At 65.2% G+C, this 25,492-nt stretch carries 21 protein-coding genes and 1 riboswitch; of the genes, 16 read left to right on the forward strand and 5 right to left on the reverse strand.

Going from position 1 to position 25,492, the window contains the following annotated elements; genetic code table 11:
- Window positions 1-320 precede the first annotated feature (320 nt).
- From E3T50_RS10910 to mnhG, 6 genes are read left to right on the forward strand one after another with little or no spacing between them, the layout of a single operon-like run.
- The gene (locus tag E3T50_RS10910) at window positions 321-3,272 is read left to right on the forward strand and encodes a Na+/H+ antiporter subunit A (RefSeq protein WP_134551827.1); all 2,952 of its coding nucleotides are present in this window, start codon (window positions 321-323) and stop codon (window positions 3,270-3,272) included.
- On the forward strand, window positions 3,269-3,811 hold the full coding sequence (locus E3T50_RS10915; protein ID WP_134551828.1) for a sodium:proton antiporter: 543 nt from the start codon (window positions 3,269-3,271) through the stop codon (window positions 3,809-3,811). The genes E3T50_RS10910 and E3T50_RS10915 overlap by 4 nt, the downstream gene beginning before the upstream one ends.
- Window positions 3,808-5,415 carry a Na+/H+ antiporter subunit D gene (locus E3T50_RS10920; protein WP_134551829.1) on the forward strand — a complete coding sequence of 536 codons (1,608 nt, stop codon included), beginning with the start codon at window positions 3,808-3,810 and terminating at the stop codon, window positions 5,413-5,415. The genes E3T50_RS10915 and E3T50_RS10920 overlap by 4 nt, the downstream gene beginning before the upstream one ends.
- Window positions 5,412-6,017: a Na+/H+ antiporter subunit E gene (locus E3T50_RS10925; RefSeq protein ID WP_166784276.1), complete on the forward strand. Its 606-nt coding sequence runs from the start codon at window positions 5,412-5,414 to the stop codon at window positions 6,015-6,017. The genes E3T50_RS10920 and E3T50_RS10925 overlap by 4 nt, the downstream gene beginning before the upstream one ends.
- Complete coding sequence (locus E3T50_RS10930) at window positions 6,017-6,283, forward strand: MrpF/PhaF family protein (protein ID WP_134463634.1); 267 nt, start codon at window positions 6,017-6,019, stop codon at window positions 6,281-6,283. Before E3T50_RS10925 ends, E3T50_RS10930 begins: the two co-directional genes overlap by 1 nt.
- Window positions 6,280-6,624, forward strand: coding sequence for a monovalent cation/H(+) antiporter subunit G (gene mnhG, locus E3T50_RS10935; protein ID WP_134551831.1), 345 nt, complete (start codon window positions 6,280-6,282; stop codon window positions 6,622-6,624). The genes E3T50_RS10930 and mnhG overlap by 4 nt, the downstream gene beginning before the upstream one ends.
- A gap of 43 nt (window positions 6,625-6,667) precedes the next feature.
- Here mnhG and E3T50_RS10940 read toward each other — a convergent pair whose 3' ends face one another.
- A complete protein-coding gene (locus tag E3T50_RS10940; RefSeq protein WP_134551832.1) occupies window positions 6,668-7,792 on the reverse strand; it encodes an LLM class flavin-dependent oxidoreductase in 1,125 nt (374 codons plus the stop codon).
- A 153-nt stretch (window positions 7,793-7,945) separates the two neighbouring features.
- Window positions 7,946-8,034, forward strand: a riboswitch (ZMP/ZTP riboswitch).
- Between the two features lie 21 nt (window positions 8,035-8,055).
- Between E3T50_RS10940 and glyA the strand changes: the two genes are divergently transcribed.
- Window positions 8,056-9,348 carry a serine hydroxymethyltransferase gene (glyA, locus tag E3T50_RS10945; protein ID WP_206751315.1) on the forward strand — a complete coding sequence of 431 codons (1,293 nt, stop codon included), beginning with the start codon at window positions 8,056-8,058 and terminating at the stop codon, window positions 9,346-9,348.
- 212 nt (window positions 9,349-9,560) lie between these two features.
- A complete protein-coding gene (locus E3T50_RS10950) occupies window positions 9,561-10,445 on the forward strand; it encodes a bifunctional methylenetetrahydrofolate dehydrogenase/methenyltetrahydrofolate cyclohydrolase (RefSeq protein ID WP_134551885.1) in 885 nt (294 codons plus the stop codon).
- 24 nt (window positions 10,446-10,469) lie between these two features.
- On the opposite strand, the gene E3T50_RS10955 is transcribed toward E3T50_RS10950, so the two are convergent.
- Both E3T50_RS10955 and E3T50_RS10960 read right to left on the reverse strand, forming a co-directional pair.
- On the reverse strand, window positions 10,470-11,012 hold the full coding sequence (locus E3T50_RS10955) for a gamma carbonic anhydrase family protein (RefSeq protein ID WP_134551833.1): 543 nt from the start codon (window positions 11,010-11,012) through the stop codon (window positions 10,470-10,472).
- A gap of 62 nt (window positions 11,013-11,074) precedes the next feature.
- The gene (locus tag E3T50_RS10960) at window positions 11,075-13,108 is read right to left on the reverse strand and encodes a beta-galactosidase (protein WP_134551834.1); all 2,034 of its coding nucleotides are present in this window, start codon (window positions 13,106-13,108) and stop codon (window positions 11,075-11,077) included.
- Window positions 13,109-13,299: 191 nt separating this feature from the next.
- On the opposite strand from E3T50_RS10960, the gene E3T50_RS10965 reads away from it, so the two are divergent.
- From E3T50_RS10965 to E3T50_RS10985, 5 genes are all read left to right on the forward strand, one after another.
- On the forward strand, window positions 13,300-14,601 hold the full coding sequence (locus E3T50_RS10965) for an ABC transporter substrate-binding protein (RefSeq protein ID WP_134551835.1): 1,302 nt from the start codon (window positions 13,300-13,302) through the stop codon (window positions 14,599-14,601).
- 99 nt (window positions 14,602-14,700) lie between these two features.
- Window positions 14,701-15,669 (forward strand): carbohydrate ABC transporter permease, encoded by a 969-nt coding sequence (locus tag E3T50_RS10970; protein WP_420898727.1) that lies wholly within the window; start codon window positions 14,701-14,703, stop codon window positions 15,667-15,669.
- 2 nt (window positions 15,670-15,671) lie between these two features.
- Window positions 15,672-16,523: a carbohydrate ABC transporter permease gene (locus E3T50_RS10975; protein ID WP_241990879.1), complete on the forward strand. Its 852-nt coding sequence runs from the start codon at window positions 15,672-15,674 to the stop codon at window positions 16,521-16,523.
- A 13-nt stretch (window positions 16,524-16,536) separates the two neighbouring features.
- Window positions 16,537-17,559: a LacI family DNA-binding transcriptional regulator gene (locus tag E3T50_RS10980; RefSeq protein ID WP_134463562.1), complete on the forward strand. Its 1,023-nt coding sequence runs from the start codon at window positions 16,537-16,539 to the stop codon at window positions 17,557-17,559.
- 103 nt (window positions 17,560-17,662) lie between these two features.
- The gene (locus tag E3T50_RS10985; protein WP_134551837.1) at window positions 17,663-18,628 is read left to right on the forward strand and encodes an aldose 1-epimerase family protein; all 966 of its coding nucleotides are present in this window, start codon (window positions 17,663-17,665) and stop codon (window positions 18,626-18,628) included.
- Here E3T50_RS10985 and E3T50_RS10990 read toward each other — a convergent pair.
- On the reverse strand, window positions 18,601-19,530 hold the full coding sequence (locus E3T50_RS10990) for a LysR family transcriptional regulator (protein WP_134551838.1): 930 nt from the start codon (window positions 19,528-19,530) through the stop codon (window positions 18,601-18,603). The two genes, E3T50_RS10985 and E3T50_RS10990, sit on opposite strands and share 28 nt — an antisense overlap.
- A gap of 72 nt (window positions 19,531-19,602) precedes the next feature.
- On the opposite strand from E3T50_RS10990, the gene E3T50_RS10995 reads away from it, so the two are divergent.
- Window positions 19,603-20,550: a DMT family transporter gene (locus tag E3T50_RS10995; RefSeq protein WP_134551839.1), complete on the forward strand. Its 948-nt coding sequence runs from the start codon at window positions 19,603-19,605 to the stop codon at window positions 20,548-20,550.
- A gap of 19 nt (window positions 20,551-20,569) precedes the next feature.
- On the opposite strand, the gene E3T50_RS11000 is transcribed toward E3T50_RS10995, so the two are convergent.
- A complete protein-coding gene (locus E3T50_RS11000; protein ID WP_134551840.1) occupies window positions 20,570-22,645 on the reverse strand; it encodes a heavy metal translocating P-type ATPase in 2,076 nt (691 codons plus the stop codon).
- Between the two features lie 170 nt (window positions 22,646-22,815).
- Here E3T50_RS11000 and E3T50_RS11005 point away from each other — a divergent pair, with 170 nt between their 5' ends.
- Complete coding sequence (locus E3T50_RS11005; RefSeq protein ID WP_134551841.1) at window positions 22,816-24,102, forward strand: DUF445 domain-containing protein; 1,287 nt, start codon at window positions 22,816-22,818, stop codon at window positions 24,100-24,102.
- Window positions 24,103-24,202: 100 nt separating this feature from the next.
- A complete protein-coding gene (locus E3T50_RS11010) occupies window positions 24,203-25,450 on the forward strand; it encodes a GAF domain-containing protein (RefSeq protein WP_134551842.1) in 1,248 nt (415 codons plus the stop codon).
- Window positions 25,451-25,492 lie beyond the last annotated feature (42 nt).

Raw genomic sequence — 25,492 nt, forward strand, 5'->3', positions numbered from 1 at the left:
TCCAGAACAGCTTCTCGGTTACGAATGGCGGTACGACGCAAATAAACGACGCGACGCCGAAGCCGGCTCGAAAGTGACGCGGGAAGTGGCCGGAAACTGCGCGCGAGCGCGCTTCTGGCGGCTCGCGGCGTTGGCCGGGGGTAGCGCAACCCTACTCCGCGGCCCTGTTCGTACGCCCAAATGAGGTGCCGCTGTGAGCCGATCGAACCAACGAGACACGCGCCCACGAGCGGGACCGACCGCCGAAACTACGGTCGAGGGCCACCCGTCGGCGAGTAGACTAGACCTTGACACCCCGACCTGACAAGCCTGGAGGACGCATGGTTGCATTCCTCCTCGCGTTTACCGTGCTGTCCGTGCTCACACCGTGGCTCACCCGCCGCCTCGGCACCCGCGTCTTCTACCTGATTGCCCTGCTGCCGGCCGGTGCCTTCGCCTTCACGCTCACGCAAACTGCCACGGTCACAGCGGGTGGGGCTGTGACCCAGGCGCTCCCGTGGATACCCCAGCTCGGCATCAGCCTCTCTTTTCGGGTCGACACGCTGGCCTGGCTCCTCGCCCTCGTCGTCACCGGCATAGGCGCCCTCGTGCTGGTGTACTGCGCCCGCTATTTCAGTGCCGATGAGCCCAGCCTTGGCCGTTTTGCGTCCCTGCTGCTCGCCTTCGCCGGAACCATGTACGGCCTGGTCACGGCCGACGATCTCGTGATCATGTTCATGTTCTGGGAGATCACGAGCGTGCTCTCCTACCTGCTGATCGGGCACTACACGCAGAAACGCGAGAGCCGTGGCGCTGCCCTGCAGGCCCTGATCGTGACGACATTCGGCGGCCTGGTCATGCTCGTGGGCGTCGTGATGATCTCGGTCGCAGCCGGCACGACAAGCCTCTCCTACATCGTCGCCAACCCGGTCACGGACACGATGGGCACCTGGGCTGTTCTGCTCATCCTGGTCGGAGCGCTGTCAAAATCGGCGCTCGTGCCGTTCCACTTCTGGCTGCCCGCCGCGATGGCTGCTCCGACTCCGGTCAGCGCCTATCTGCACGCCGCCGCGATGGTCAAGGCCGGCATCTATATCGTCGCCCGTCTCGCCCCCGGTTATGCCGACAGCGACGGTTGGCTGCCGGTGCTGGTGACCCTCGGCGTCTGGACCATGATTGTCGGAGCCTGGCGGGCCTTGCGCCAGTATGACCTCAAGTTACTGCTGGCCTACGGCACGGTCAGCCAACTCGGCTTTCTCATGATCGCGATCGGGTTCAACACCCGCGACACCGCGCTCGCCGGCGCCGCCCTGCTGCTCGCCCACGCCCTCTACAAGGCCACGCTGTTCCTCGTCGTCGGGGTCATCGACCATCGGGCAGGCACCCGCGACTGGCGCAAGCTCAGCGGCGTCGGTCGCAGCGCCCCGGCGCTCGCCGTCATCGCGCTCGTGGCGGTCGCGTCGATGGCGGGCCTGCCGCCGCTGTTGGGTTTCGTCGCCAAGGAGGCCGTGTTCACCTCACTGCTCGACGCCGGCGTCGGGGGATCCGGCTGGGGCTACGCGGCGCTCATCGGCACGGCCGTGGGATCCGTACTCACGGTGGCGTACAGCATCCGTTTTTTTTGGGGTGCATTCGGAACGCGCAAGAAACAGCCGGGCACCGTTCTGCACGCGAGCGCGTGGGACACATTGTTCGCCCCTGGTGTGCTCACCGCCCTGACCATCGGCATCGGACTGTTCGCCTCCGTGCTCGACCCGCTGCTCGCGCCTTACGCCGATACCGTGCCGGGCGTCGGCAGTCGTACCGAAGCGCCGTATCACCTGGCGCTATGGCACGGGCTGGAGCCGGCCTTCTACCTCAGCGTGGTCGTGCTGCTGTTGGGCACCCTCCTGTTCCGCTCCCGACGCGGGGTCTCGCGGCTGCAGGCCAAGGTGCCCGACTACATCGACGCCGGCCGCGGCTACGGCAAGGCCATTCGCGGCGTCGACCGCCTCGCAGCACGGGTCACCCACTTCGCCCAGCGTGGCGGGCTACCGCAGTACCTCGGCACCATCTTCACCGTCTTCGTGCTCGTCCTCGGCTTCGCAGCCTTCGTCAACCGCACCTGGCCCGACACAATCGTGTTGTGGGACTACCCCGGCCAGGTGCTCATCGCACTGATCATGGCCATCTGCGCGGTCATGGCGGCGCGCGTTGGACAGCGGATGACCGCGGTCATCCTTGCCGGTGTCACCGGTTACGGCCTCGTCGCCCTGTTCGCTTTTCACGGCGCGCCCGACCTCGCCCTCACCCAGGCGCTGGTCGAATCGATCACCCTCGTGATCTTCGTGCTCGTGCTGCGCCGCCTGCCCGCGAACATCACCCACCACAACAAACCGGTGCGCCCCAAGCGACGCCTGTTGATCGGCAGCCTCGTGGGCCTGGTCATGGGTACCATCGGCTTCATCGCGCTTGGCGCCCGTCAGTTCGAGAGCATTGCCGGCGCCCTGCCCCGATTGGCGGTCGAAGACGGTCACGGCGACAACATCGTCAACGTAATGCTCGTAGATATTCGCGCCTGGGACACCATGGGCGAGGTATCCGTGCTCATCGTCGTAGCCACCGGCGTCGCGAGCCTGCTCTTCGTCTCGGGTCGCAATGCGGTCGTGCCGCGGCTGAAGGAATCCCGCAGCCTGCGCTCGGCAGCCAACCGTCGTCGCGTCGTCGCCGACCCTGAACTCTCCAGCGATGGCCACGCCGTCACCCGGCAGGCGTTCCTCCTGGCCGGGCGCAAGAACGCTCCGCGCAGCCGGTCGATTCTCATCGAAGTGCTCGTGCGGTTGCTCTTTCACCCCGCCATGATCGTGTCGATCTACCTGCTCTTCGCCGGCCACAACCTACCCGGCGGCGGTTTCGCCGGTGGACTCCTCGCCGGTCTGGCCCTCGTGGCCCGCTATCTGGCCGGCGGACGCTACGAACTCGGCGAAGCGGCCCCGATCGACCCGGGCAAGATTCTCGGACTCGGCGTGATTCTCGCCGTGGGTATGAGCGTCATCTCACTCTTCTTCGACGGGATTCCGCTGCAATCGGCGTACTTCACGGCGACGGTTCCCGTGCTCGGCAACCTATCGTTTGGCACCTCGACCATCTTCGATGTCGGCGTCTACCTCGTTGTCATCGGCCTGACCTACGACATTCTGCGCAGCCTTGGCAGCGAAATCGACCGGCAGAGTGAGGCCGACGAGATCGGCCAACGACCAGGCCCCGCGCCCGAGGGCGCATCCACGTCAACTCCCGAAGAGGTCGACCGATGAGTGCCTCCCTCACCCTCGTCATCCTGATGGCCGTCATGTACGCGGCCGGCGTCTATGTGATGCTCGAACGCAGCCTCACCCGGGTGCTGATCGGCCTTCTGCTGGTCGGCAATGCCACCAACCTGCTCATCTTCATCATGAGCGGCCGCCCCGGCAGCTCACCGATTGTCACCGGTACGAGCGTCGAAGACATGGTCGACCCGATCCCGCAGGTACTCATGCTCACCGCGATCGTGATCAATTTCGGTATCACCGCGCTGCTGCTCGCGCTCATCTATCGGTCGTGGTGGCTCGCCCAACTCGGCGACGAGGGCGACACTCTCACCGACGAGCACGCCACCGAGAGCGCCGGCGAGGCCGACGTCACCTTCCTCTCCTCGTCCGACGATGACGACGCGATCGCGCAATCCCTCGACGAGTTCGAGCGGGGCGACGGCGCCACGAGTGACGAAGACAGCACGACTCACACCGGCACGCACTCAAAGCATGCTGCCGGCCGCTCCGGCCGCTCCGCGCCAGCCGAGGGGGACGCGCGATGACCGCCCTGGTTCCCCTCATCGTGTGCCTGCCGCTGCTCGGTGCGGCGGTCGCCCTGATGCTCGGTCTGCACCGTCGCCTGCAGGTGCTGGTGAGCGTGGTGAGCCTCACCGCGGCGACCGTGATGAGCGCGGCATTGCTGGTGCTCGTCGACCGGACTGGGCCCGCCGTGGTGCAGGTCGGTGGCTGGCAGGCCCCGTGGGGAATCGTGCTCGTCGTCGACCGGCTATCGGCGATCATGCTGCTCATCTCGGCGCTCATGCTGCTCGGAGTGCTGCTGTTCGCGGTCGGCCAGGGCATCGTCGACGGCGACACCGAAGCGCCGGTGTCGATCTTTCACCCGACCTATCTCGTGCTGGCCGCCGGACTCTTCAATGCCTTCGTCGCGGGTGACCTGTTCTCGATGTATGTCGGCTTCGAGATGCTGCTCTCGGCGAGCTATGTGCTGCTCACCCTTGGCGGCACCGGCGCCCGCATTCAAGTGGGCATCACCTATATCGTCGTGAGCCTGGTGTCGTCGCTGCTGTTCCTCAGCGCAATCGCCCTCATCTACGGCGCCACCGGCACGGTGACCCTGGCCTTGATCGCCGAGCGGATGCCCGATCTGCCCGCTGACATCCAGTTGATTCTCGGGCTGTTGCTGCTGACCGCCTTCGGGGTCAAAGCGGCCGTGTTTCCAATGTCGTTCTGGTTACCGGACTCCTATCCGACTGCGCCCGCACCGGTCACCGCTGTGTTCGCCGGGCTGCTCACCAAGGTCGGTGTCTACGCGATTCTGCGCACCCAGACCCTGTTCTTTCCCGACAATCCGTTCTCGATGCCGCTCATGATCGTTGCGGCGCTGACCCTGCTCGTGGGCATTTTGGGAGCGCTCGCCCAGGCCGACATTAAACGGCTGCTCTCGTTCACCCTGGTCAGTCATGTCGGGTACATGCTGTTCGGCATTGCGATCGGAACTCCACTCGCCATCGCCGCGACCGTCTTCTACGTCGTGCACCACATCGTTGTGCAGACGACCCTGTTTCTCGTTGCGGGGCTGATCGACCGCGTCGGTGGTACCACATCGCTGTCGCGCCTCGGAGGGTTGCTCAAATCGTCACCGCTCGTGGCCATTCTGTTCTTTCTAGGTGCCCTCAACCTAGGGGGAATCCCGCCGTTCTCCGGTTTTCTCGGCAAGATCGCACTCTTTCAGGCCGGCGCGATCGTTGGCGACCCGATCATCTACGTGCTGATCGGGGTCGGCGCGCTCACCTCGCTCCTCACCCTGTACGCTTTCGCCCGGGTGTGGAGCATGGCGTTCTGGCGGCCCAGGCAAGAGGTCAAGGATTACACCTCGTCGATGTCGGCCTCGCTTGTGGAAGACCCGCAAGACGTTGGGCTCGTACTCAAGAAGACGATTTCACCGCTGATGGTCGGCGCGACGACCTCCATGCTCGTGTTCACCCTATGCCTGACCGTTTTCGCCGGACCGATCTTCGACCTGACCACCCGCGCCGCGGGCAACATCAGCTCGCCATCGACCTACATCGACGCCGTGTTCCCGAACGGTACCGGAGCGATCGAAAACAGCAACAAGGGCACGAACTTCGAGGGGGGCACCCGATGACCACGCCACGCGAGCGCCTCGCAGCCGTCGGCAACCAGATCCCACCGCTGATTGCGCTGATCGTGCTGTGGATGCTGCTGTGGGGTGATTTTTCCTGGCTGAACCTGCTCACCGGCTTCGTCGTGGGCATGGTGGTGACCGTGGGGTTTTATCTGGTGCCGGTGCAGTTGAGCGGGCGGGTGCATCCGCTGCGCACCGTGGTGTTCTTCATGCGGCTGGTCGTTGACATTGTGTGGGCGTCGATCGACGTGGCCTGGCTGGCGGTCAAGCCGAGGCTGGTCACGAGCAACGCAATTCTGGCGATTCGCCTGCACACCCGCAGCGACCTCATTCTCACCTGGACCGCCGTGGCCACGTCGATCGTGCCCGGCTCGATCGTGGTGGATATCGACCGGGAATCGTCGATTCTGTACCTGCACGTACTCAATATGCACAGCGCCGGTGATATCGAGAGCTTCCGACGACGCGTGCAGAACACCGAGCGGCGCATTGTGCGTGGGTTCGGTTCGCGCGAAGAAGTCGAGCGGATGCGCGGGGTACGGCCGGAGAACCGCCGCGCTGCCCGCCGCGCCAAGCTAATGAATGGAAAGGGAACGTCATGATGTTGCAGGTTGTGGCCGTGGTCGCCGGGTTCATGTTCGGGGTTGGGGCGTTGCTCGCGGTGTACCGCATCGTCGTCGGACCGAGCGTGCTCGACCGGGTCATCGCCTCGGACGTGCTCGTCGCCACGGTCGTCTGTGCCCTTGGCGCCGAGATGGCCCTGAACCGGCACACCGACACCCTGCCCGTGCTGCTCGTACTGGCCCTGTTCGCGGTGCTCGGATCGCTCAGCGTCGCCCGCTTTCTGCCCACCCGGGACAACGCATGAACGCCACTATGCACGACGTGCTCACGGCGATTCTCGTGCTCGCCGGTGCCACCATGTGCCTCGCCGCCGGAATTGGGCTCATCCGCTTTCCCGACGTGTTGTCGCGCCTGCACGCCGCGACCAAGCCGCAGATTTTCGGTCTCATGGCCGTGACAGCGGATGTCGCGATCAACAATTTCTCGGTCCGCACCGTGACCCTCGTTGTCGCGATCGTCGTCTTCCAGGCTCTGACCGCGCCGATGGCCGCGCATCTCGTGGGCCGGGCCGCCTACGATACCGCGCATTTGCGCCCCGACCTGCTCATCGTGGACGAACTTCAGGAGCACCGGGCCGACCGCTGACCGACGGCATCGCCCGCGGCACGCATCAGGGATGACGGCACCCCTACCTAGGAGTGCCCGCTCCCTCAACGAGTGCCGCGGGCTCTACTGGCGAGCCGCCGGCGGCGATCACCAAGGACTGGTGGGTCGGGGCCTCTGGCACGTCGGCCGGGCGGTTCTTCGCGAACTCGCGGCGGAGCACGGGCACGACCTGTTCGCCCAGAATGTCGAGTTGCTCGAGCACGGTCTTCAGCGGAAGGCCGGCGTGGTCCATCAGCCAGAGCTGGCGCTGATAGTCGCCGACGTAGTCCCGAAATCCGAGGGTACGGTCGATGACTTCCTGCGGGCTGCCCACGGTGAGCGGGGTCTGCGAGGTGAAGTCCTCCATACTCGGTCCATTGCCGTAGACCGGCGCGTTATCGAAGTAGGGGCGGAAGTCGCGCTTGGCATCCTGGGAGTTCTTGCTCATGAACACTTGGCCGCCGAGTCCGACGATGGCCTGCGCGGCGGTGCCGTGGCCGTACTCCTCGAAACGCTGTCGGTAGAACTGCACCATCTTCGCGGTGTGTGAGGCGGGCCAGAAGATGTGGTTCGAGAAGAATCCATCACCGTAATAGGCGGCCTGTTCGGCGATTTCGGGACTGCGGATGCTTCCGTGCCAGACGAATGGCGGCACGCCGTCAAGCGGCCGCGGGGTGGACTGGAAACCCTGCAGCGGAGTGCGGAACCGGCCTTCCCAGTCGACGAATTCCTCGCGCCAGAGCCGGCGAAGCAGGGCGTAGTTCTCCAGTGCGAGCGGGATGCCCTCGCGAATATCCTGGCCGAACCACGGATAGACCGGACCGGTGTTACCGCGACCGAGCGTGAGGTCCACCCGGCCGTCGGCGAGGTGCTGCAGCATCGCGAAGTCCTCGGCGATTTTCACCGGGTCACTCGTTGTGATCAGCGTCGTGGCCGTGGAGAGAATGATCCGGGAGGTCTGCGCAGCGATGTAACCGAGCATGGTGGTCGGCGACGACGGCACGAACGGCGGGTTGTGGTGCTCACCCGTGGCGAAAACGTCGAGGCCCACCTCCTCGACCTTCTGTGCGATCGCGACCATGGCCTTGATGCGGGTGTTTTCGGTCGGTGTTCCGCCCGTGGTGGGATCCGTGGTCCTGTCTCCGACCGTGAAGATTCCGAACTGCATACCAGCCTCCACAACTTCAATACGTCTGCATGTACATTGATATCAACGGCAGGCCGCCCGCGGCTATTCCCGCACGAGACGGTTGATCCGTTCGCGCGGCGCGGACCGTTGTCGCCCGCAATTCGGCGCAGGCACCGGCATCCGCTGATATGCTAAATGAGTCGCAACTGGCGTAGCACGAAGATGGGTCACCATCGGGGAGCGACTGACACGGTTAGTGGCCGCACGCCTGGGCCGCAACATCCATATATAAGGAGAACTCCGTGCCTGATTCCGCCACCGCTGTGAAGTCGACCTTCAACGAACCACTCTCGGTCGTCGACCCCGAGATCGCCGCCGTGCTCGAGCAGGAGCTCGGCCGCCAGCGCGACTACCTCGAGATGATCGCGAGCGAGAATTTCGTTCCGCGCGCCGTGCTGCAGTCGCAGGGCTCAGTGCTCACCAACAAGTACGCCGAGGGCTACCCCGGGCGCCGCTACTACGGCGGCTGCGAGTACGTCGACGTCGCCGAGCAGCTTGCCATCGACCGTGCCAAGAGCCTGTTCGGTGCCGCCTACGCAAATGTGCAGCCGCATTCCGGTGCCACCGCCAACGCTGCCGTCCTCTCCGCCATCGCCACGCCCGGCGACACCATCCTCGGCCTCGAGCTGGCCCACGGCGGCCACCTCACCCACGGCATGAAACTGAACTTCTCGGGCAAGCTGTACAACCCGGTCGCCTACGGTGTCGACCCGAAAACCTTCCGCGTCGACATGAACGTCGTGCGTGACAAGGCGCTCGAGAGCAAACCGAAGGTCATCATCGCCGGCTGGTCGGCGTACCCGCGTCACCTCGACTTCGAAGCCTTCCGCGCCATCGCCGACGAGGTCGGCGCGCTGCTCTGGGTCGACATGGCCCACTTCGCCGGTCTCGTCGCAGCCGGCCTGCATCCCTCGCCCGTGCCCTATGCCGACGTCGTGTCGAGCACCGTGCACAAGACCCTGGCCGGCCCGCGCTCGGGCATCATTCTGTCGCGCGACATGGCCCTGGCCAAGAAGCTCAACTCCAACGTGTTCCCCGGCCAACAGGGCGGGCCACTCATGCACGTGATCGCCGCCAAGGCCACCGCGTTCAAGCTCGCCGCCGAGCCCGAGTTCAAGGAACGCCAGGAGCGCACCCTGCGTGGTGCCAGCATCCTCGCTGATCGCCTCACCGCCGATGACTCACGCGCGCACGGCATTGACGTGCTCACCGGCGGCACCGATGTGCACCTCGTGCTCGCCGACCTGCGCCACTCCGAGATCAACGGCCAACAGGCCGAAGATGCCCTGCACGAAGTCGGCATCACCGTGAACCGCAACTCCGTTCCGTTCGACCCGCGCCCGCCGATGATCACCTCCGGCCTTCGTATCGGCACGCCAGCCCTGGCCACCCGCGGGTTCGGCGACGTGGAATTCACCGAGGTCGCCGACGTTATCGCCGAGGCTCTCAAGCCCGGCGCCGACACTGCCGCCCTCCGCGCCCGCGTCGGCGCGCTCACCCAGGCCTTCCCGTTGTATCCCGGCCTGCAGCAGTAACTCCCTCTCTGCAGTACGGCAATCGCTTCGAAAGCGGATGCCGCCGGCCGGCTGGCCAGCGGCATCCGTGTCTTTCGGTTGCCGGTGCGTAAGCGGCCCGACCCACGCCGGCCGCGCACTTCATGACACCGGAACTTCATGACACCGGCGCTGCATGACAGCAGCAGTGCACGAGACTTCACTGATGCGAACGACGACAGTAGGGAACCATGATGACGGCAATCACACTCGACGGGGTCAAAACCGCGTCCGACATCAAGGCCGAGTTGCGGGGCCGTATCGCTGCCCTGCGCGCGAACGGCGTGGTGCCGGGCCTTGCCACGCTACTGGTGGGCAATGACCCGGGATCCGAGACGTACGTCGCGGGCAAGCACCGCGATTGCGCCGAGGTCGGCATCGAATCGCTGCGCATCGACCTGCCCGGATCGGCGACGAGTGCCGACGTGCGCTCGGCCATCAATGACCTCAACAACAGCCGTGAGGTGACCGGCTACATCATTCAACTCCCGCTGCCGGTCGGCCACAACGAAAACGCCATGCTCGAGCTCATCGACCCCTCAAAAGACGCCGACGGGCTGCACCCGACCAACCTGGGGCGTCTCGTGCTCGGTATCGAGGGAGAACTGCGCTCACCGCTGCCCTGCACCCCGGCCGGAATCGTTGAGTTGCTCCGCCGCTACGACGTGCCGATCCTGGGTAAGAACGTCGTCGTCGTCGGCCGTGGCCTCACCGTCGGGCGTCCGCTCGGGCTGTTGTTCACTCGCAAGGGCCTCGACGCGACGGTCACCCTGACCCATTCGCGCACGGTCGACCTCGCCGGTGAGGTGCGCCGCGCCGACATCGTGGTGGCTGCCGTAGGCGTGCCGCACCTGGTTCAGGCCGACTGGATCAAGCCGGGCGCCGCCGTGCTCGACGTGGGAATCACCCGCGTGCACGATGAGATCACCGGCAAGGGTCGCCTGATCGGCGACGTACACCCCGATGTCGCCGCGGTCGCCGGGCACCTCTCCCCGAACCCGCGCGGTGTCGGCCCGATGACCCGTGCCATGCTGCTGTCCAACGTGGTCAAAGCCGCCGAGCAGTCCTTGTTGGCCTAGTACTGCTGCAACTTCCGCTTCTGGTTATTGCTGGGCGAGCGCCGAGCGGTGCAGCTCGGTGTGCTCGAGATAGTTCTCGGCGTTATGCCGAATGCTGGCGATCTCGTCGTCGGTGAGGGGGCGTCGAACCTTGGCGGGAACACCGGCCACGAGCGACCCGGGGGGCACGATGGTTCCGCCGAGAACGACGGCGCCGGCGGCCACAAGCGATCCGGTGCCGATGACGGCACCATTCAAAATGGTCGCAGCCATGCCCACCAGCACGTTGTCTTCGATCGTGCAGCCGTGTAGCACGGCGCCGTGGCCGACCGAGACACCCGCGCCGAGGGTGAGTGGAAAGTCGGTGTCGACGTGGCAGGAGACGTTGTCCTGCAGGTTCGAGCCGGCGCCGATCGTGATCGGCTCGAGTTCGGCACGCAGCACGGAGTTGTACCAGACGCTGGCCCGGTCGGCGAGGGAGACGTTGCCGACGATCACGGCGCCGGGGGCGACGAAGGCGGTTTTGGCGATGCTCGGGGCCGGGATGTTCGGCAAGGCGATGATTCGGGCGGCGCTCTCGGCAGTCATACGCGTCAGCCTAGCCGAGCCGATCCCGGGGGCCATGCGTTGCGCCGCCCCGGGAACCTCCGTCAACGACGTCGGCGCACGACCCGGGTCAGCCCGGCGGGGATCACGACCGTATCCGCAATCTCCGCGGCGGTGAGCAGCTCGTATCCCGGGCAGGGGTAGGAGGCGTCGGTGTCAGCGTGATTGATCAGGAACACGAATTCGTCGTCGTCGGCGCTGCGCGCTATCACCTCGAGGCCAGCTGCGGCCGGTGCCGGAACCGCGATACCGGCACCGCTCAAGACCTCGGTGAGGAGGGAATCCAGGTCGGTGCCGGTCAGGCCGGTGGAGACATACCACGCCGTTCCTGCTCCGTGGTTGTTCCGCGTGATCGCGGGCCCGCCAGCCGCTGGACCGTCGAGATATCGGGTATGCACATCGGCGGTCGACACGTGGATGTCGTCGGCCCAGGTCGAACCGCTGCGGCCCTGTTCGAGGCTGAGCGTTTCTCCCTCGTGCAGGGGTTTGAACTCGTGAATGGCCAGCCCGAGCACATCGCGCAAAGCTCCGGGAGCGGCACCGGGATGCACGCTGTCGTGTTCGTCGACGATGCCGGAGAAGTAGGACACCAACAGATGTCCGCCCGCGACCACATACGCGCTCAGGTTGGCGGCCGCTTTCGACCCCACCAGGTACAGGCTGGGCGCAATGACCAAGTCATAGGAACCCAGGTCCGCGGCGGGGTGCGCGAAATCAATCGTCACATTCCGGTTCCAGAGCGCGGTGTAATACGCCTCGATGCGTGCCCGGTGATCGAGGTCGACGCTGGGGCGCCACTCCAGGTCTTGTGCCCAGAATGACTCCACATCCCAGAGGAACGCCACCCTGGCCTGCACCCGCGTGCTGCGCACAGACTCGAGTTGATCCAGAGTGTCACCAAGCGCTACGGCGTCACGCCAGACCTGCGTGTCTGTGCCTGCGTGCGGCAGCATAGCCGAGTGGAATTTCTCCACCCCGAATCGCGATGCACGGAATTGGAAGAACAGGATGCCGTCGGCGCCTCGCGCCAAATGTGCCAGGGAATTGCGGGCGAGTTCTCCCGGTCGCTTGGCGATATTCCGGGGCTGCCAATTGACCGCTCCCGCCGAATGTTCCATCAGAATCCACGGTGCACCGCCGGCCAGAGATCGGGTCAGGTCGGCATCCATTGCCAGCAGGATGTGGTTGTCGTTTCGTTCCGCTACCAGATAATGGTCGTTCGAGACGATGTCGACCTCGCGGCTCCATGCCCAGTAGTCCGCGGCGAGGCAGTTGGTAGCCATGTAGTTGGTGGTGACGGGCAGGTCGGGGGTGAAGCGACGGATGACGTCACGCTCGGCCACATAGCAGGCCAGCAGGGCATCGGAAGTGAACCGCCGAAAGTCGAGGCGCTGGGCCTGGTTGCTGACCGATGCTGCGACCCGCGGGGCGTCGATCTCGTCCCATTCGCCGTAGCGCTGGCCCCAGAAGGTCGTGCCCCAGGCCTCGTTCAGCGCGTCCAACGTTGAGTACCGTGACTGCAACCAGGTGCGAAATGCCGCGACCGAATAGTCGTCATAGGAATCGCTGATCGGTGCGCCGTATTCGTTATGCACGTGCCACATCACGAGCGCCGGATGGCTGGCATAGCGGCGAGCCAACTGCTCCGTGATGGCGGTAGCCGCATGCCGATACTCGGGAGAGCTCGGGCTCACCATGCCACGCGAACCGTTACCCAGCGTGACGCCGTCACGGGTGACGGGACGAGATGCCGGGTATTTCTTCCAAAACCACGCCGGCGGGGCCGCGGTCGGCGTTGCCAGATCCACGTCGATGCCCGCTTCCCCGAGCAGGTTCATGATGTCGTCAAGCCATCCGAAATCGTACTCACCCTCGCGCGGCTCCAGCAGGACCCAGGAAAAAATCCCGATGCTGACCAGATTGATGCCGGCCTGCTTCATGAGCAAGATGTCTTGCAGCCACACCTCGCGGGGCCATTGCTCCGGGTTGTAGTCGCCGCCGTAACGCAACTTGGTGGTGCCGCTCATCCAGCGCGCCGTGGCGCGGGAGGTGGAAGGGGATACGGATTGAACCGGCATGGGGGATCTCCTTTGACTGTGTGCGCTCCCAGTTTTAGCACGACTTCGACTAAAAAAAAAGATGCAAACCGAGTGTTGACAACATTTAGCTACTATGAGTTACTAGAACCGCTCCCAGTTTCGCCCGGTTCTCGTGCCGTCAGCGTTACCAGCGTGACCACACGCAGCACAGCTTTCGACAAGGAGGACGAATGCGCACATCATTTCGCCGAAGCGCGGTGGCCCTGGCCGCCGCCGCGGTACTGCTCACAGCCGGTTGCACGGCGACCGATTCGGGGGGTGCGTCCGGGGTCGTTGAGCTCAACTACTGGGCCTGGGCGCCCAACCTCGACCAGGTCGTTGACATCTGGAACGAAGAAAACCCCGACATTCAGGTCACCGTCCAGAAACAAGACGGCGGCGACCCGGCCATCACCAAACTCCTGACGGCGATCAAAGCCGGCAGCGGTGCTCCCGACCTGATTCAGGCCGAGTACCAGAAGATTCCGACCCTGGTTTCGGCCGACGCCCTCGCCGACATCTCGGCTCAGGGCGCTGGAGATATCGAGAGCAACTTCGCCGATGGTGTCTGGGATGCCGTCACGCTCGGCAGCGATGCCGTCTACGCGATCCCGCAAGACAGCGGCCCGATGATGTTCTACTATCGTGCCGACGTGTTCGAACAGCTGGGCCTTGCTGTTCCCACAACCTGGGACGAATACGCCGATGCAGCGCGGGCCGTTCACGCAGCCGATCCGGCGAACTACCTCGGCACGTTCTCGGCCAACGACGCCGGCTGGTTCACCGGTTTGGCCCAGCAAGCCGGAGCATCTTGGTGGGGCATCGACGGTGATGCCTGGAGCGTCGATATCGACGCAACGCCCACGGAACAGGTCGCCGAATTCTGGGGCGGACTCGTTGAAGAGGGTGTCGTCAACAACACGCCCATGTACACCCCGGAGTGGAATGCCGGCCTCAACAGCGGCACGCAGGTCGGCTGGCTCAGTGCGATCTGGGCACCGGGCGTTCTCGCCGGTAACGCCGCAGACACCGCGGGCAAATGGAAGGCTGCCCCGATGCCGCAGTGGGATGCTTCCGCACCGGCAACCGGCAACTGGGGTGGCTCGTCCACCGGCGTGACAACTCAGTCCGAACATCCCGCAGAAGCGGTCAAGTTTGCCACCTGGCTGAATACCGACCCGGATGCCGTCGCCGCTTTGGTGACCACGGCGAACATCTACCCGGCCGACACGGCCGCGGCCGCCGCAGCCCTCACCGCCCCGCCGGAGTTCTTCAGCAACCAGCCCGACTTCTATGACGTCGCGGCCGAGGTTGCGCAGACCGTGGCTCCCTTCACCTACGGGCCGAACGTCAACGTGGCATACAGCGCCTACAACGATGAATTCGCCAAGGCAGCGGAATCGAGGCAGCAGGCTCGGTTCATCGAGGCCGTAGCGGCCATGCAGAAAATCACCATCGACGATATGAAGAAGAGCGGCTTCACCGTCAAATAATCTTCACCGTCAAATAATCTGCACCACCTGATAACACCGAGGGGAGGGCCGCCAGCGGCCCTCCCCTCCCTTCCATCTCTTTTTTATTGAGGACATCTCGTGACCGTGATCGAGGCACCGAAGCCCGTGGTCCGCGCCGAATACCGGCCGGCAGCACGGCGCAGTAATTTTCGCCAGCGTGTGCTGGTTCCCTACCTCATGTTGGCGCCGGGCATCATTCTGTTCGTCCTGTTCATGGCTGCGCCTATTATCTACACGCTGTTCCTGAGCTTTCAGAAGTCTCAGGTCAGCGGCCTGGGTCTGGGGTCTGGTTCCCGTACGACCACCTTCGCCGGGCTCGACAACTACATTGCGTCCCTGTCCAACCCGGAATTCGCGGCCAGTGCCGGACGCGTATTGCTCTACGGCGTGATCCTCATCCCGGTGATGCTCGGACTGGCCCTGCTGTTCGCCCTGCTGCTTGATTCGCGGCGCACGAGGGGCAGCAACTTCTCCCGAACGGCAATATTCCTGCCGTACGCTGTGCCGGCCGTCATCAGCTCGCTGCTCTGGGGGTTTCTCTACCTCCCGGCGGTGAGCCCGTTTTACTTCGTCTTCGACAAGCTGGGCTGGGACGTTCCCTCGCTCCTGGCCTCATCGGCTGTCATCTTTGCCATCTCCAACATCGCACTCTGGGGCGGCGTCGGATTCAACATGATTGTCATCTACACGTCACTGAAAGCCGTGCCGACCGACATCTACGAGGCAGCCAAGCTGGACGGATGTTCGGAGGTGCAGATCGCCTGGCGCATCAAAATTCCGATAATCACCCCGGCCATCGTGATGACAGCACTGTTCTCCATGGTCGCCACCCTGCAGGTATTCTCGGAGCCGACCACGCTGCGCCCGCTGACCAACAGTCTCTCCACCAGCTGGTCACCGCTCATGCTCGTGTACCGCGACGCCTTCACCCGTGACGACATCTACTCGGCAGCTGCGACGTCAATCGTGATCGCCCTCGTGACTTTCGCCATCTCGTTCCTGTTTCTGCGCGTCGTGCAGAAGCGCGCATTCGGACAGGAGGACTAGACGTGGCCAAAACACGTGTATTCCGTCAGAAACCCAGTTACGTATCGACCAGCATCCTGTTGATCGGTGCCGCCTATTGCCTGTTCCCCGTGTTCTGGGTGGTCATGGCCGCCAGCAAAGATAGCTCCGAACTATTCTCGACTTTCACACTCATGCCCAGTACGCACCTCTGGGACAACATCGTCGAACTCAGCGCTTATCGAGACGGCCTGTACTGGCGGTGGGTGCTGAACACCGCACTGTACGCGGGCATAGGGGCACTGTCCTCCACCTGGGTATCAGCGATATCCGGATATGTAATGGCCAAGTTTGCCTTCCCCGGCAAGGGCAAGGTCTTTGCGGTGCTGCTGATGGGCGTCCTCGTGCCCGGGGTCATCCTGGCCATCCCGCAGTACTTCCTGCTCGCGCTGGTCGGCTTGACCAACACCTACTGGTCGGTGCTGCTGCCGCAAATCATCAGTCCATACGGTATCTACCTCGCCCGCATCTACGCGGCGGCCGCGGTGCCGAATGACGTGATCGAAGCGGCCCGCACCGAGGGGGCCGGTGAGCTCTACGTCTTCAACCGCATCGCCTTGCCGATGATGGCTCCCGGTCTCGTGACGATCTTCCTGTTCCAGTTCGTGGCCGTGTGGAACAACTTCATGCTCCCGTACATCATGCTGGGCAACGACGCGCTGTACCCCGTCACGGTGGGTCTCAGCGGACTGCTGAACCAGGGGGCGACCGCGCCGGCCATGTACACACTCGTGATTACCGGGGCACTTCTCTCGATCATTCCACTGGTTGTTCTGTTCCTCGTGCTGCAGCGGTACTGGAAAGTCGACCTGGCCGCGGGCGCGGTCAAGGCCTGACGGTCGTTAGGCTGTGACCGTGAGTATTCCCCCCGCCAAACGGCGCCCGACCATAGACGACGTTGCGTCGACGGCTGGGGTGTCACGTGGCACGGTATCGCGGGTTCTCAACGGTGGACACTGGGTGAGTCCGGATTCCCTGGCCGCTGTGAACGCAGCGATCAAGAAAACCGGCTACCGCGTAAACCCGCACGCTCGCAGCCTGGCGACCAGCCGGGCTAATTCGGTCGCCTTCCTGCTCTCCGAAACTCACGATCGATTGTTTGAAGACCCTAACTTTGCCGCCCTCATGCAGGGCGCATCGACGGCGCTCGCCGCACGGGATATTTCCCTGGTCCTGATCATGGCCGGCACCGTCGACGAGCAGCGACGGGCCACGGAATTCATCAACGCGGGCCACGTTGACGGGGTGCTTCTGGTCTCCTCGCACAGCACGCGAAGCGGCTTGATCTCGGACATCGTCGCGGCCAATATTCCCGCCATCGCCTGCGGGGTGCCGTTGGGGTTCGAAAGGAAGATGGGGTACGTCGCGGCGGATGACTACAACGGCGCCCGGGAGATGATCGGCTATCTCGGGTCGCATGGTCGGCGGCGGATCGCGACCATTGCGGGCCCGGATGACACCTCGGGCGGGCGGCGCCGGCTCGATGCCTATATTGCCGAGCAGGGCGCGGCTTATGAACCGAGCATGGTGGCTCGTGGCGACTACAGCCGGGCCAGCGGAGCGGCGGCCATGACCGAGTTGCTGAGCCGGCATCCAGACCTCGATGCCGTGTTCGCCGCCAATGACATGATGGCAGCGGGAGCGATCGATGTACTGACCAATGCGGGGCGTCGAGTGCCGCACGACGTAGCCGTCGCCGGATTCGACGACGCACCCATCGCCACATCGATGGACCCACAGCTGACGACGATGCGTCAGCCCTTCGGCCGGATCAGCGAGGAAATGGTGCGCCTGCTGCTCCGCGTCATCGACGGGGAACGACCCGCCACCATAATTCTCCCGACCGACCTCATCATCCGCGCGTCCGCGTAGCGGCACAGGGCCAAACGGCTCAGGATCGCACTCCCGGTCCCGCTCGCACGAGGTCGTGCACACCTTTCGCGGCCAGACTGCCGCGTGGCCGTAGGCTGAACGAATGCGAGCAGCCACCGGGATTCAATACGAACTGACAGCAACGACCCCGAGCGGCATCGCACGGGCCATTGTCACGGAGGTCGCGGCCGGACTGCGGGCATATTCCGTGAATGGCATAGATCTTGTGGAGACGTTCAGCGAGGCCGTTCAGCCGCCAATGGCGACGGGTATCGTGCTCGTGCCCTGGCCCAATCGCATTCGCGACGGCAAATGGACTCAAGACGGAGTCACCCGGCAGCTTGCGATCACCGAGCCGGGCAAACAGAATGCCAGCCACGGACTGCTGCGATTCACTCCCTATCGTGAGCTGTCACGAACCAGCGACACGGTGACCCTGACCGCGACCGTCTTTCCGCAGTCCGGCTACCCGTTTCACGTCGAGACCGAGGTGACTTACGAGCTCACTCCGAGCGGCCTCGACGTCACGCACCGGGTGCGCAACGTCGGAGCGGAACCGGCGCCGGTGGCCGTGGGGGCGCATCCATTTCTGAAAATCGGGGATGTACCCACGGCCGACCTCGTTTTGCAGGTGGCCGCATCGAAGCACATCGATGTCGACGGGCGGCTCAATGCGATCGGTGAGTCCCCGGTAGACGGCACACGGTTTGACCTTCGCTCTGGTGTCGTTGTGGGCGACCTCGACCTGGATGACGGCTTCGGCGGTGTGATCGCGACGGGCGGCCGCTGCGAGCATTCCCTCACCGCGGCGGATGGCCGCAGCCTCACCCTGTGGGGTGATGAGAACATGCGCTACGTGCAGGTGTTCACTCCGCGCATCTTTCCGGTATCGAACGGCGCGACGAACAAATCAGGTGTGCCCGTGCGCGGCCTGGCCATCGCGATCGAGCCGATGACGGCTCCCGCCAACGCTTTCAACTCCGGTGCCGGCCTGCACTGGGTCGCACCGGGGGAACAGTGGGTCGTGCGCTGGGGGATCCGTCACGCTGGTTTTGAGCTGTCGGCCTGAGTGAGCGAACGCTGCCCGACCACGCCGACCAGTTCGGCGAGTACCCGACGCACCGAGGCACGCGCGAGCGTTTCCGGGCGGCTCAATACATCGATTCGCCGTCCGACCGGCAGGTCGCGAAACGGCACGAGCACCACGCCGTCCCCCGCGCGCGGCGCCATGGTGTATCGCGGCAGCAGAGCAATCGCGGCTCCGGTAGCCACAATCGAGGCCGCCACGAAGAACTCATTGATGCGGTGCACGATGCGCAACGGCTGACCGGCCGCAGCGGCGACCATGTTCACCGCCTCGGCGAGCGGAAAACCGATGTGTCCGGTGACCCAGGGCTCGTGGCGAATATCGTCGATCGACACTGACGCACGGCCGGCAAGCGGATGCCCGATCGGCACGGCCACATCGAGCGGCTCAAACAACAGCGGAGTGACCGCGACCGTGTTCGGCCAGACGGGGTCGTGGGGAACCCGGTGCGCGATGACCAGGTCATAGTCGGCCACGAGCACGGGAAAGCGTTCCCGTGGTACATCCTCGTCGCCACAGCCCACGGTTGGCCCGCCGATCTCGTGCAGGCGATTCAGCAGCGGGCCGAACCAGGCGAGACCGGCGCTGTGGAACGCGCTCACGGTCACTGGCAAGCTGGCGTCGTGCTGAAACCGCGCGACGGCCTCATCGGCCCGCGCCATCGCCGTCGATACGTCGGCGGCGGCCAGCGCCAGAGCCGCACCGGCCGGCGTCAACCCGAGCACCCGACCGCGCTTCTCGGTGAGCGGAACGCCGGCCCGCCGTTGGAGGGTACTGAGCTGCTGGGACACCGCCGACGACGAAATGTGCAGCGCCCGGGCCACCGCAGTGACACTTCCGCGCTCGCCGAGTTCCCGCAGTACGGCCAGCTGACGCAATTCCATAAGCTCAGGCTAAAGCATTTGTTCAAGAAGTGACATCTAGACTTAACGGATGCCGCCCAGCACTATTGCCTCATGACCATCACGCCGACCCGCCGCATTTCGGCCCACCGTGCGCTGCTGCCGCACCTCGGGCGCTACCGTGTCGACCTCGTGCTGCTGCTCGTGGCCGCGGTCTGGGGCGGCAGCTACCTCAGCGCGAAGGTGCTCACCGAGCAGGCGAGTGTGTCGGCCGTGCTCGCGCTGCGGTTTCTGGTGGCGGCCGTTGCCCTGCTGATCGTGTGGGTGCTGCGACGCGAACGACTGCCGCCCCGGCGTGCGCTCGGGGTGGGCCTGCTGCTCGGGGTGACCCAGGCGAGCATTCTGTGGCTCGAGACCCAGGGCGTGGCGTTCACGTCGGCCACGAATGCGGGGCTCATCATCAGCCTCACGATCATCGTCACACCGGTGCTGGAGTCGCTCGCTGCCCGGCGCTGGCTGCCGCGTCCATTCTTCGTAGCCGCGGTGCTTGCGGTGGTCGGGGTCGCACTACTCGTCTCAGGCAGCGGATTTGCGCAGCCCAACCTGGGTGACGTTCTCATTCTCGCGGCGGCGCTCGTGCGCTCCCTGCACGTGACCATGATGGGCCACCTCACCCGCGGCCGCAGCGACAGCACCATCACGCTCACGCTCCTGCAGGCGCTCGTCGGGGCGGTCGTCTTCACGGCGTTTGACCTTCCCGGCCTCGCCCTGGCCGTCAAGACCTTCGACGTGGCAGCGTGGATCGGCGTGGTCTATCTCGGCCTGGCCTGCAGCGTGTTCGCATTCCTGGCGCAGATGTGGGCGATTCGCCGCACGTCCGCGGCCCGTGCGAGCCTGCTCATGGGCACCGAACCGATCTGGGCGGTGCTCGTGGGAGTCTCGCTCGGCAGCGAAACACTCGGTTTTGTCGGCGCGGCCGGGGCCGTTCTGATCATTGCGGGAACCTTCTGGGGTCAACGCATCGAGGCCGGTCATCGCCGCGGTTCGGCCGGCCCGGACTAGCCGACTCTCCGCCAGCGGGCTACCGCTCGCGAACGCTGGATTCGGGTCGCAGGTCGAGGCGGCGCAGCAGTTGCGCGTTGACGGCGACGACGACGGTCGACACCGACATGAGCAGCGCGCCGATCTCCATCGGCAGCACAAACCCGATCGGCGCGAGCACCCCGGCAGCGAGCGGAACCGACAGCAGGTTGTAGCCAGCGGCCCACCAGAGGTTCTGCTTCATCTTGCGATAGCTTGCCCGGGAAAGTTCGATCACCGAGAGTACCGAACGAGGGTCGTCACTCGCGAGGATGACGCCCGCCGATGCGATCGCCACGTCGGTTCCGGCGCCGATGGCGATTCCGACATCGGCCTGGGCCAGGGCCGGTGCGTCGTTGACGCCATCACCGACCATCGCCACCCGGCGGCCCTCCTGCTGCAGCTCGATGACCTTGCGCGACTTGTCCTCCGGGTGCACGCCGGCGAAAACCCGGTCGATGCCGAGTTCGGCGGCCACCGAACGGGCCACCGCCTCGGCGTCGCCGGTGATCATGACCACCTCGATGCCGAGTCGGTTTAGCGCTCCCACAGCCTGCCGCGACTCCTCGCGAATCGCATCGGCAAGGCCGATCGCGCCGATCACGACGCCGTCACGAAGCACGTGCAGAATGATCGCGCCCTGATTCTGCCATGCCACGGTCTCGGCCAGCGGCCGCGCCCCGTTCTCGTTGAGGAGGCTGGGCCCGCCGACACCCACGCGGTGGCCCTCGACCAGCCCGGTCACACCGATAGCAGCAGCCGTCTGAAACTCGCTTGCCCGCGGCACGGTCAGTTCGCGGCTTCGCGCCGCCGTCAGAATGGCGCGGGCCAGCGGATGCTCGCTGTCGCCCTCCACCGCCGCCGCCCACGCGAGCACCTCGTCGCTCGAGAACGCGGTGCCGCCGACGGCAATGTGGCTGACCGTGGGCTCACCCTTGGTGAGCGTGCCGGTCTTGTCGAACAAGACCGTCGTGACCTGCCGCATGCTCTCGAGGGCGAGACGGTCCTTGATCAACACGCCGCCCTTCGCGGCGCGCTCGGTAGCGATCGACACCACCAGCGGAATCGCCAGCCCGAGAGCGTGCGGGCAGGCGATCACGAGCACGGTGATCGTGCGCACGACGGCATCCTGCGGCTGGCCGAGCAGGGTCCAGACGATCGCGGTCACAACTCCGGCGCCGAGCGCGAACCAGAACAGCCAGCCGGCGGCGCGGTCGGCGATGCGCTGCGCCCGCGACGACGAATTCTGCGCCTCGGCGACGAGTCGCTGAATTCCGGCCAGCGCAGTGTCATCGCCGACCGCGCTCACCCGCACCCGCAGGGCCGAGTCGGTCGCGACCGTACCGGCCACGACCTGGTCGCCGCGCGAGCGCCGCACCGGCCGTGATTCGCCGGTGATCATCGATTCGTCGACGTCGGCCGTGCCCTCGGTGATCCGTCCGTCGGCCGGCACCCGCCCGCCCGGCCGCACCACGACGAGGTCGCCCAGCATCAGGTCGCTCGGGGAAACTACGACGATCTCGTCACCCGAAACCCGTTCGGCCTCGTCGGGCAGTAGCGCGGCGAGAGATTCCAGTGCAGTGGATGTCTGCGCCAACGACCGCATCTCGATCCAGTGGCCGAGCAGCATGATCACGATCAGCAGCGCGAGCTCCCACCAAAAGTCGAGCTCGGCATCGATGACGCCGAGACTCGCGCCCCAGGAAGCAAGGAACGCGACCGTGATCGCCAGGGCGATCAGCAGCATCATGCCGGGCTTCCGTGCCTTCAGTTCAGACACTGCTCCGCCTAGGAAAGGTCGTCCACCCCAGACATACATGACGGTTCCGAGCACGGGGGAGATCCAAGTCACGCCCGCGATGCTCGGAAGCGCATACCCGACGAGCGCCCCGAACATGTGGCTGAACGCCACCACGGGTACCGCGATGACGAGCATGGTCCAGAACAGGCGCCGGAACTGCCCGACGTGATCGCCGTGCCCGGCGTGGTTCATGGCGCCGTGGTTCATGGCCGCGTGTTCCGGCGCCAGGTGATTCGTGCTGCCGTGCGTGCCGTGGTTCGAGTTGGGCCGTGTCATGTCATTCCTCGATTCTCGAATCTGCTGATATCCTCGGAGTATACCCCCTATGGGTATATTCCTATCTCAGTCCCACTGCGACGAGCACCGTTGGCGTTGCCGACCGACCGTTCGAGCGGAACACGCATGAATGGGCACCACTCCGCCGCCCAATCGGGCAGGCTTGAGTCATGGCGCAGAGCATATCCACGGCACCCCCCGCCGACTCCCCGAACGACAACGCCCGCCGCACCGCGCTGAAACGCATGAAACGGCTCGCGGCGGGGCTTCTCGTCCTTATGGCCGTCATCTTCGCGGTGTCCTTCGCCCTGGCAGGCCGCTACCCCTGGCTGGATTACGTGCGCGCCGCCGCCGAGGGCGGCATGGTTGGCGCCATTGCCGACTGGTTCGCCGTGACCGCCCTGTTTCGCTACCCGCTCGGCCTGCGCATTCCGCACACCAATATCATTGCCAACCGAAAAGACGAGATCGGCGCGAGCCTTGGCGAATTCGTCGAGACCAACTTTCTCTCCGAGAGCGTCATTCGCGGCAAGCTCGAATCGATCGATGTCTCCCATCGTGTCGGCGTGTGGCTTCGCAATCCGCGTAATGCAGAAAAACTCACCGACGAGCTGGCCGTCGTTGGCCAGGGCCTGCTCAACCTGCTCGGTGATGACGCGATCAAGAATCTCATCGAATCCGTCGCTCGGGAGCACCTGGTCAAGCCCGAATGGGGCCCGAGTGTCGGCCGGGTGGGGGATCGCCTGGTCACGAGCGGGCAGCAGCACGCGGCCGTCGACCTGCTGCTCGACCGCGCCGACGGCTGGCTGCGTGCCCACCCGGAAGCATTCGGTCGGGTGGTGTCGCAGCGGCTGCCGATTTGGCTGCCCGGTTTCGTCGACAAGCTCGTCGACGACAAGGCCTACCGCGAGGTGCTGGCCTTCGTGGCGTCGGCGCGGGGTGACCGGCAGCATCCGGTGCGGCGGGCCCTCGACGAGTACCTGGGCGAGGTCATGCATGACCTGCAATATGAACCCGTGATGATCGCCCGGGTAGAAAAGCTCAAGGCCGAGGTGCTCGACAACGCCAGGCTGCGTGAAATTGCCGGTGACACCTGGGAGGCGATCAAAGTCTCCCTCACCGACGCCCTCGATGACCCGACGAGCGCGCTGCGGACGGGCATCCGTTCGACTTTGAACGATGTCGGTGGCCGTCTCATAGCGGATGCCGCTCTCGACTCCCGTATCAACCGCTGGATTGCCGACACGGCCAGCTATCTCGTGGCCAACTATCGCCATGAGATCGCCGGTGTGATCACCGAGACCGTGGAGCGCTGGCCCGCCGAAGAGACGGCGACGAAGATCGAGCTGCAGGTGGGCCGCGACCTGCAGTTCATTCGCATCAACGGGACCGTGGTCGGCGCCCTCGCTGGCCTGACGATTTTCACCCTCGCGCACGCGGTGGCTGCGCTGATCTGAGGCGCATATCCTGCGAATCAGCCGAGAACTAGGATTGTGGTGAAAGGGCTTCCCCCATTCGGGGCAGAATGAGGTTTTGTGCTGTATCCGAAAGGCACCCATGCACGATTTCACCCGGTGGGTGCTCCGCCCATTGATGCGCGTGTGGACGGCGTCCGCCCAGCGCCACGACCGCCACCTGCCCCGGCCGAGTGACGCCCCGCAGGCGCACGCTCCCGGAATCGACAGTGATCGGGTGCTCATCCTCGGCGGCGGACCGGCCGTCGGCTGGGGCGTGCTCAGCCACCAACTCGCCCTGCCTGGCTACCTCGCCCGGGAACTGTCGGTGCTGACCGGTCGCGGAGTCGACATCGACCTGGTGGCCAGTCGCACCATGACGGCGGCGAATGCGCTCACCGCACTGCACGGTCGGAGGCTCAGCCGCTTCGATGCCGTCGTGCTGACGGTTGGCGTCAACGAGGCTCTGGCACTCATGAGCGTGCACGCGTGGCGCACCCGACTCGGCGAACTGCTCCGGGTGCTCGAACAGGAGACTTCGCAAAGTACCAAAATCTACATTCTGGGGGTCGCGCCGATTCGCAGTATCGAGATCTTCAACCTGCCGCTGGGGTTCATCGCCGATCATTCCGCAGCAGACCTCAACCGGGTCAGCGCGCAGCTCGCGGCGGAGGCACCGCGCACCACCTTTCTGCCCTTTTCACCCGCCGCCACGCTCACGCCCGACCGCCACCGGACCCCGGCCGATTACCGGGACTGGTCCCTGCTGCTGGCCGGTGCCATGGCCGACACTCTCGATGCGGCACGCCTCGGCATCAACGCCGAACAAATTGGTCAGCGGGCGTCGAATGTGGCCAGCGAGGAGGGCACCCGGCAGGCCGCCGTCGACAGCCTCGGCATTGTCGACACCCCACCGGAAGCCCGGTTCGATGAACTCGTCGCCCTGGCACAGCGACTGTTTGAAACCGAGTCGGCGGTGATCAGCGTCATCGATCGCGATCGTCAATGGCACAAGGCGCGGGTGGGAGTGGCGGCCCCGGAGCTTCCGCGCGCCGACTCGCTCTGCGCCTACACGATTGCCGGAAGTGGACCCTTCGTAGTGGAAGACGCCCAAAAGGACCAGCGGTTCAGCCAGAACCCGCTCGTGCTCGGCGATTCGCTCATCCGCTTCTATGCCGGATTTCCGATCGAATCGCCGTCGGGGGAGCGCATCGGATCGCTGTGCGTCTTCGACCCGGCCCCGCGCTCGCTCGCCGAGGTCGACCAGGTGCTGCTGCGCGAGCTCGCGCTGCTGGTGCAGCGCGAGCTGCGGGTGCCGCCGAGCGGGGGTCCGGCACACCTCCCGGTGTAATTGCTGGTGGTATTCGAGGTGATGCCAGCCAGGCAGATCGCT

Source organism: Cryobacterium gelidum, assembly GCF_004403985.1.
GTDB lineage: Bacteria > Actinomycetota > Actinomycetes > Actinomycetales > Microbacteriaceae > Cryobacterium > Cryobacterium gelidum.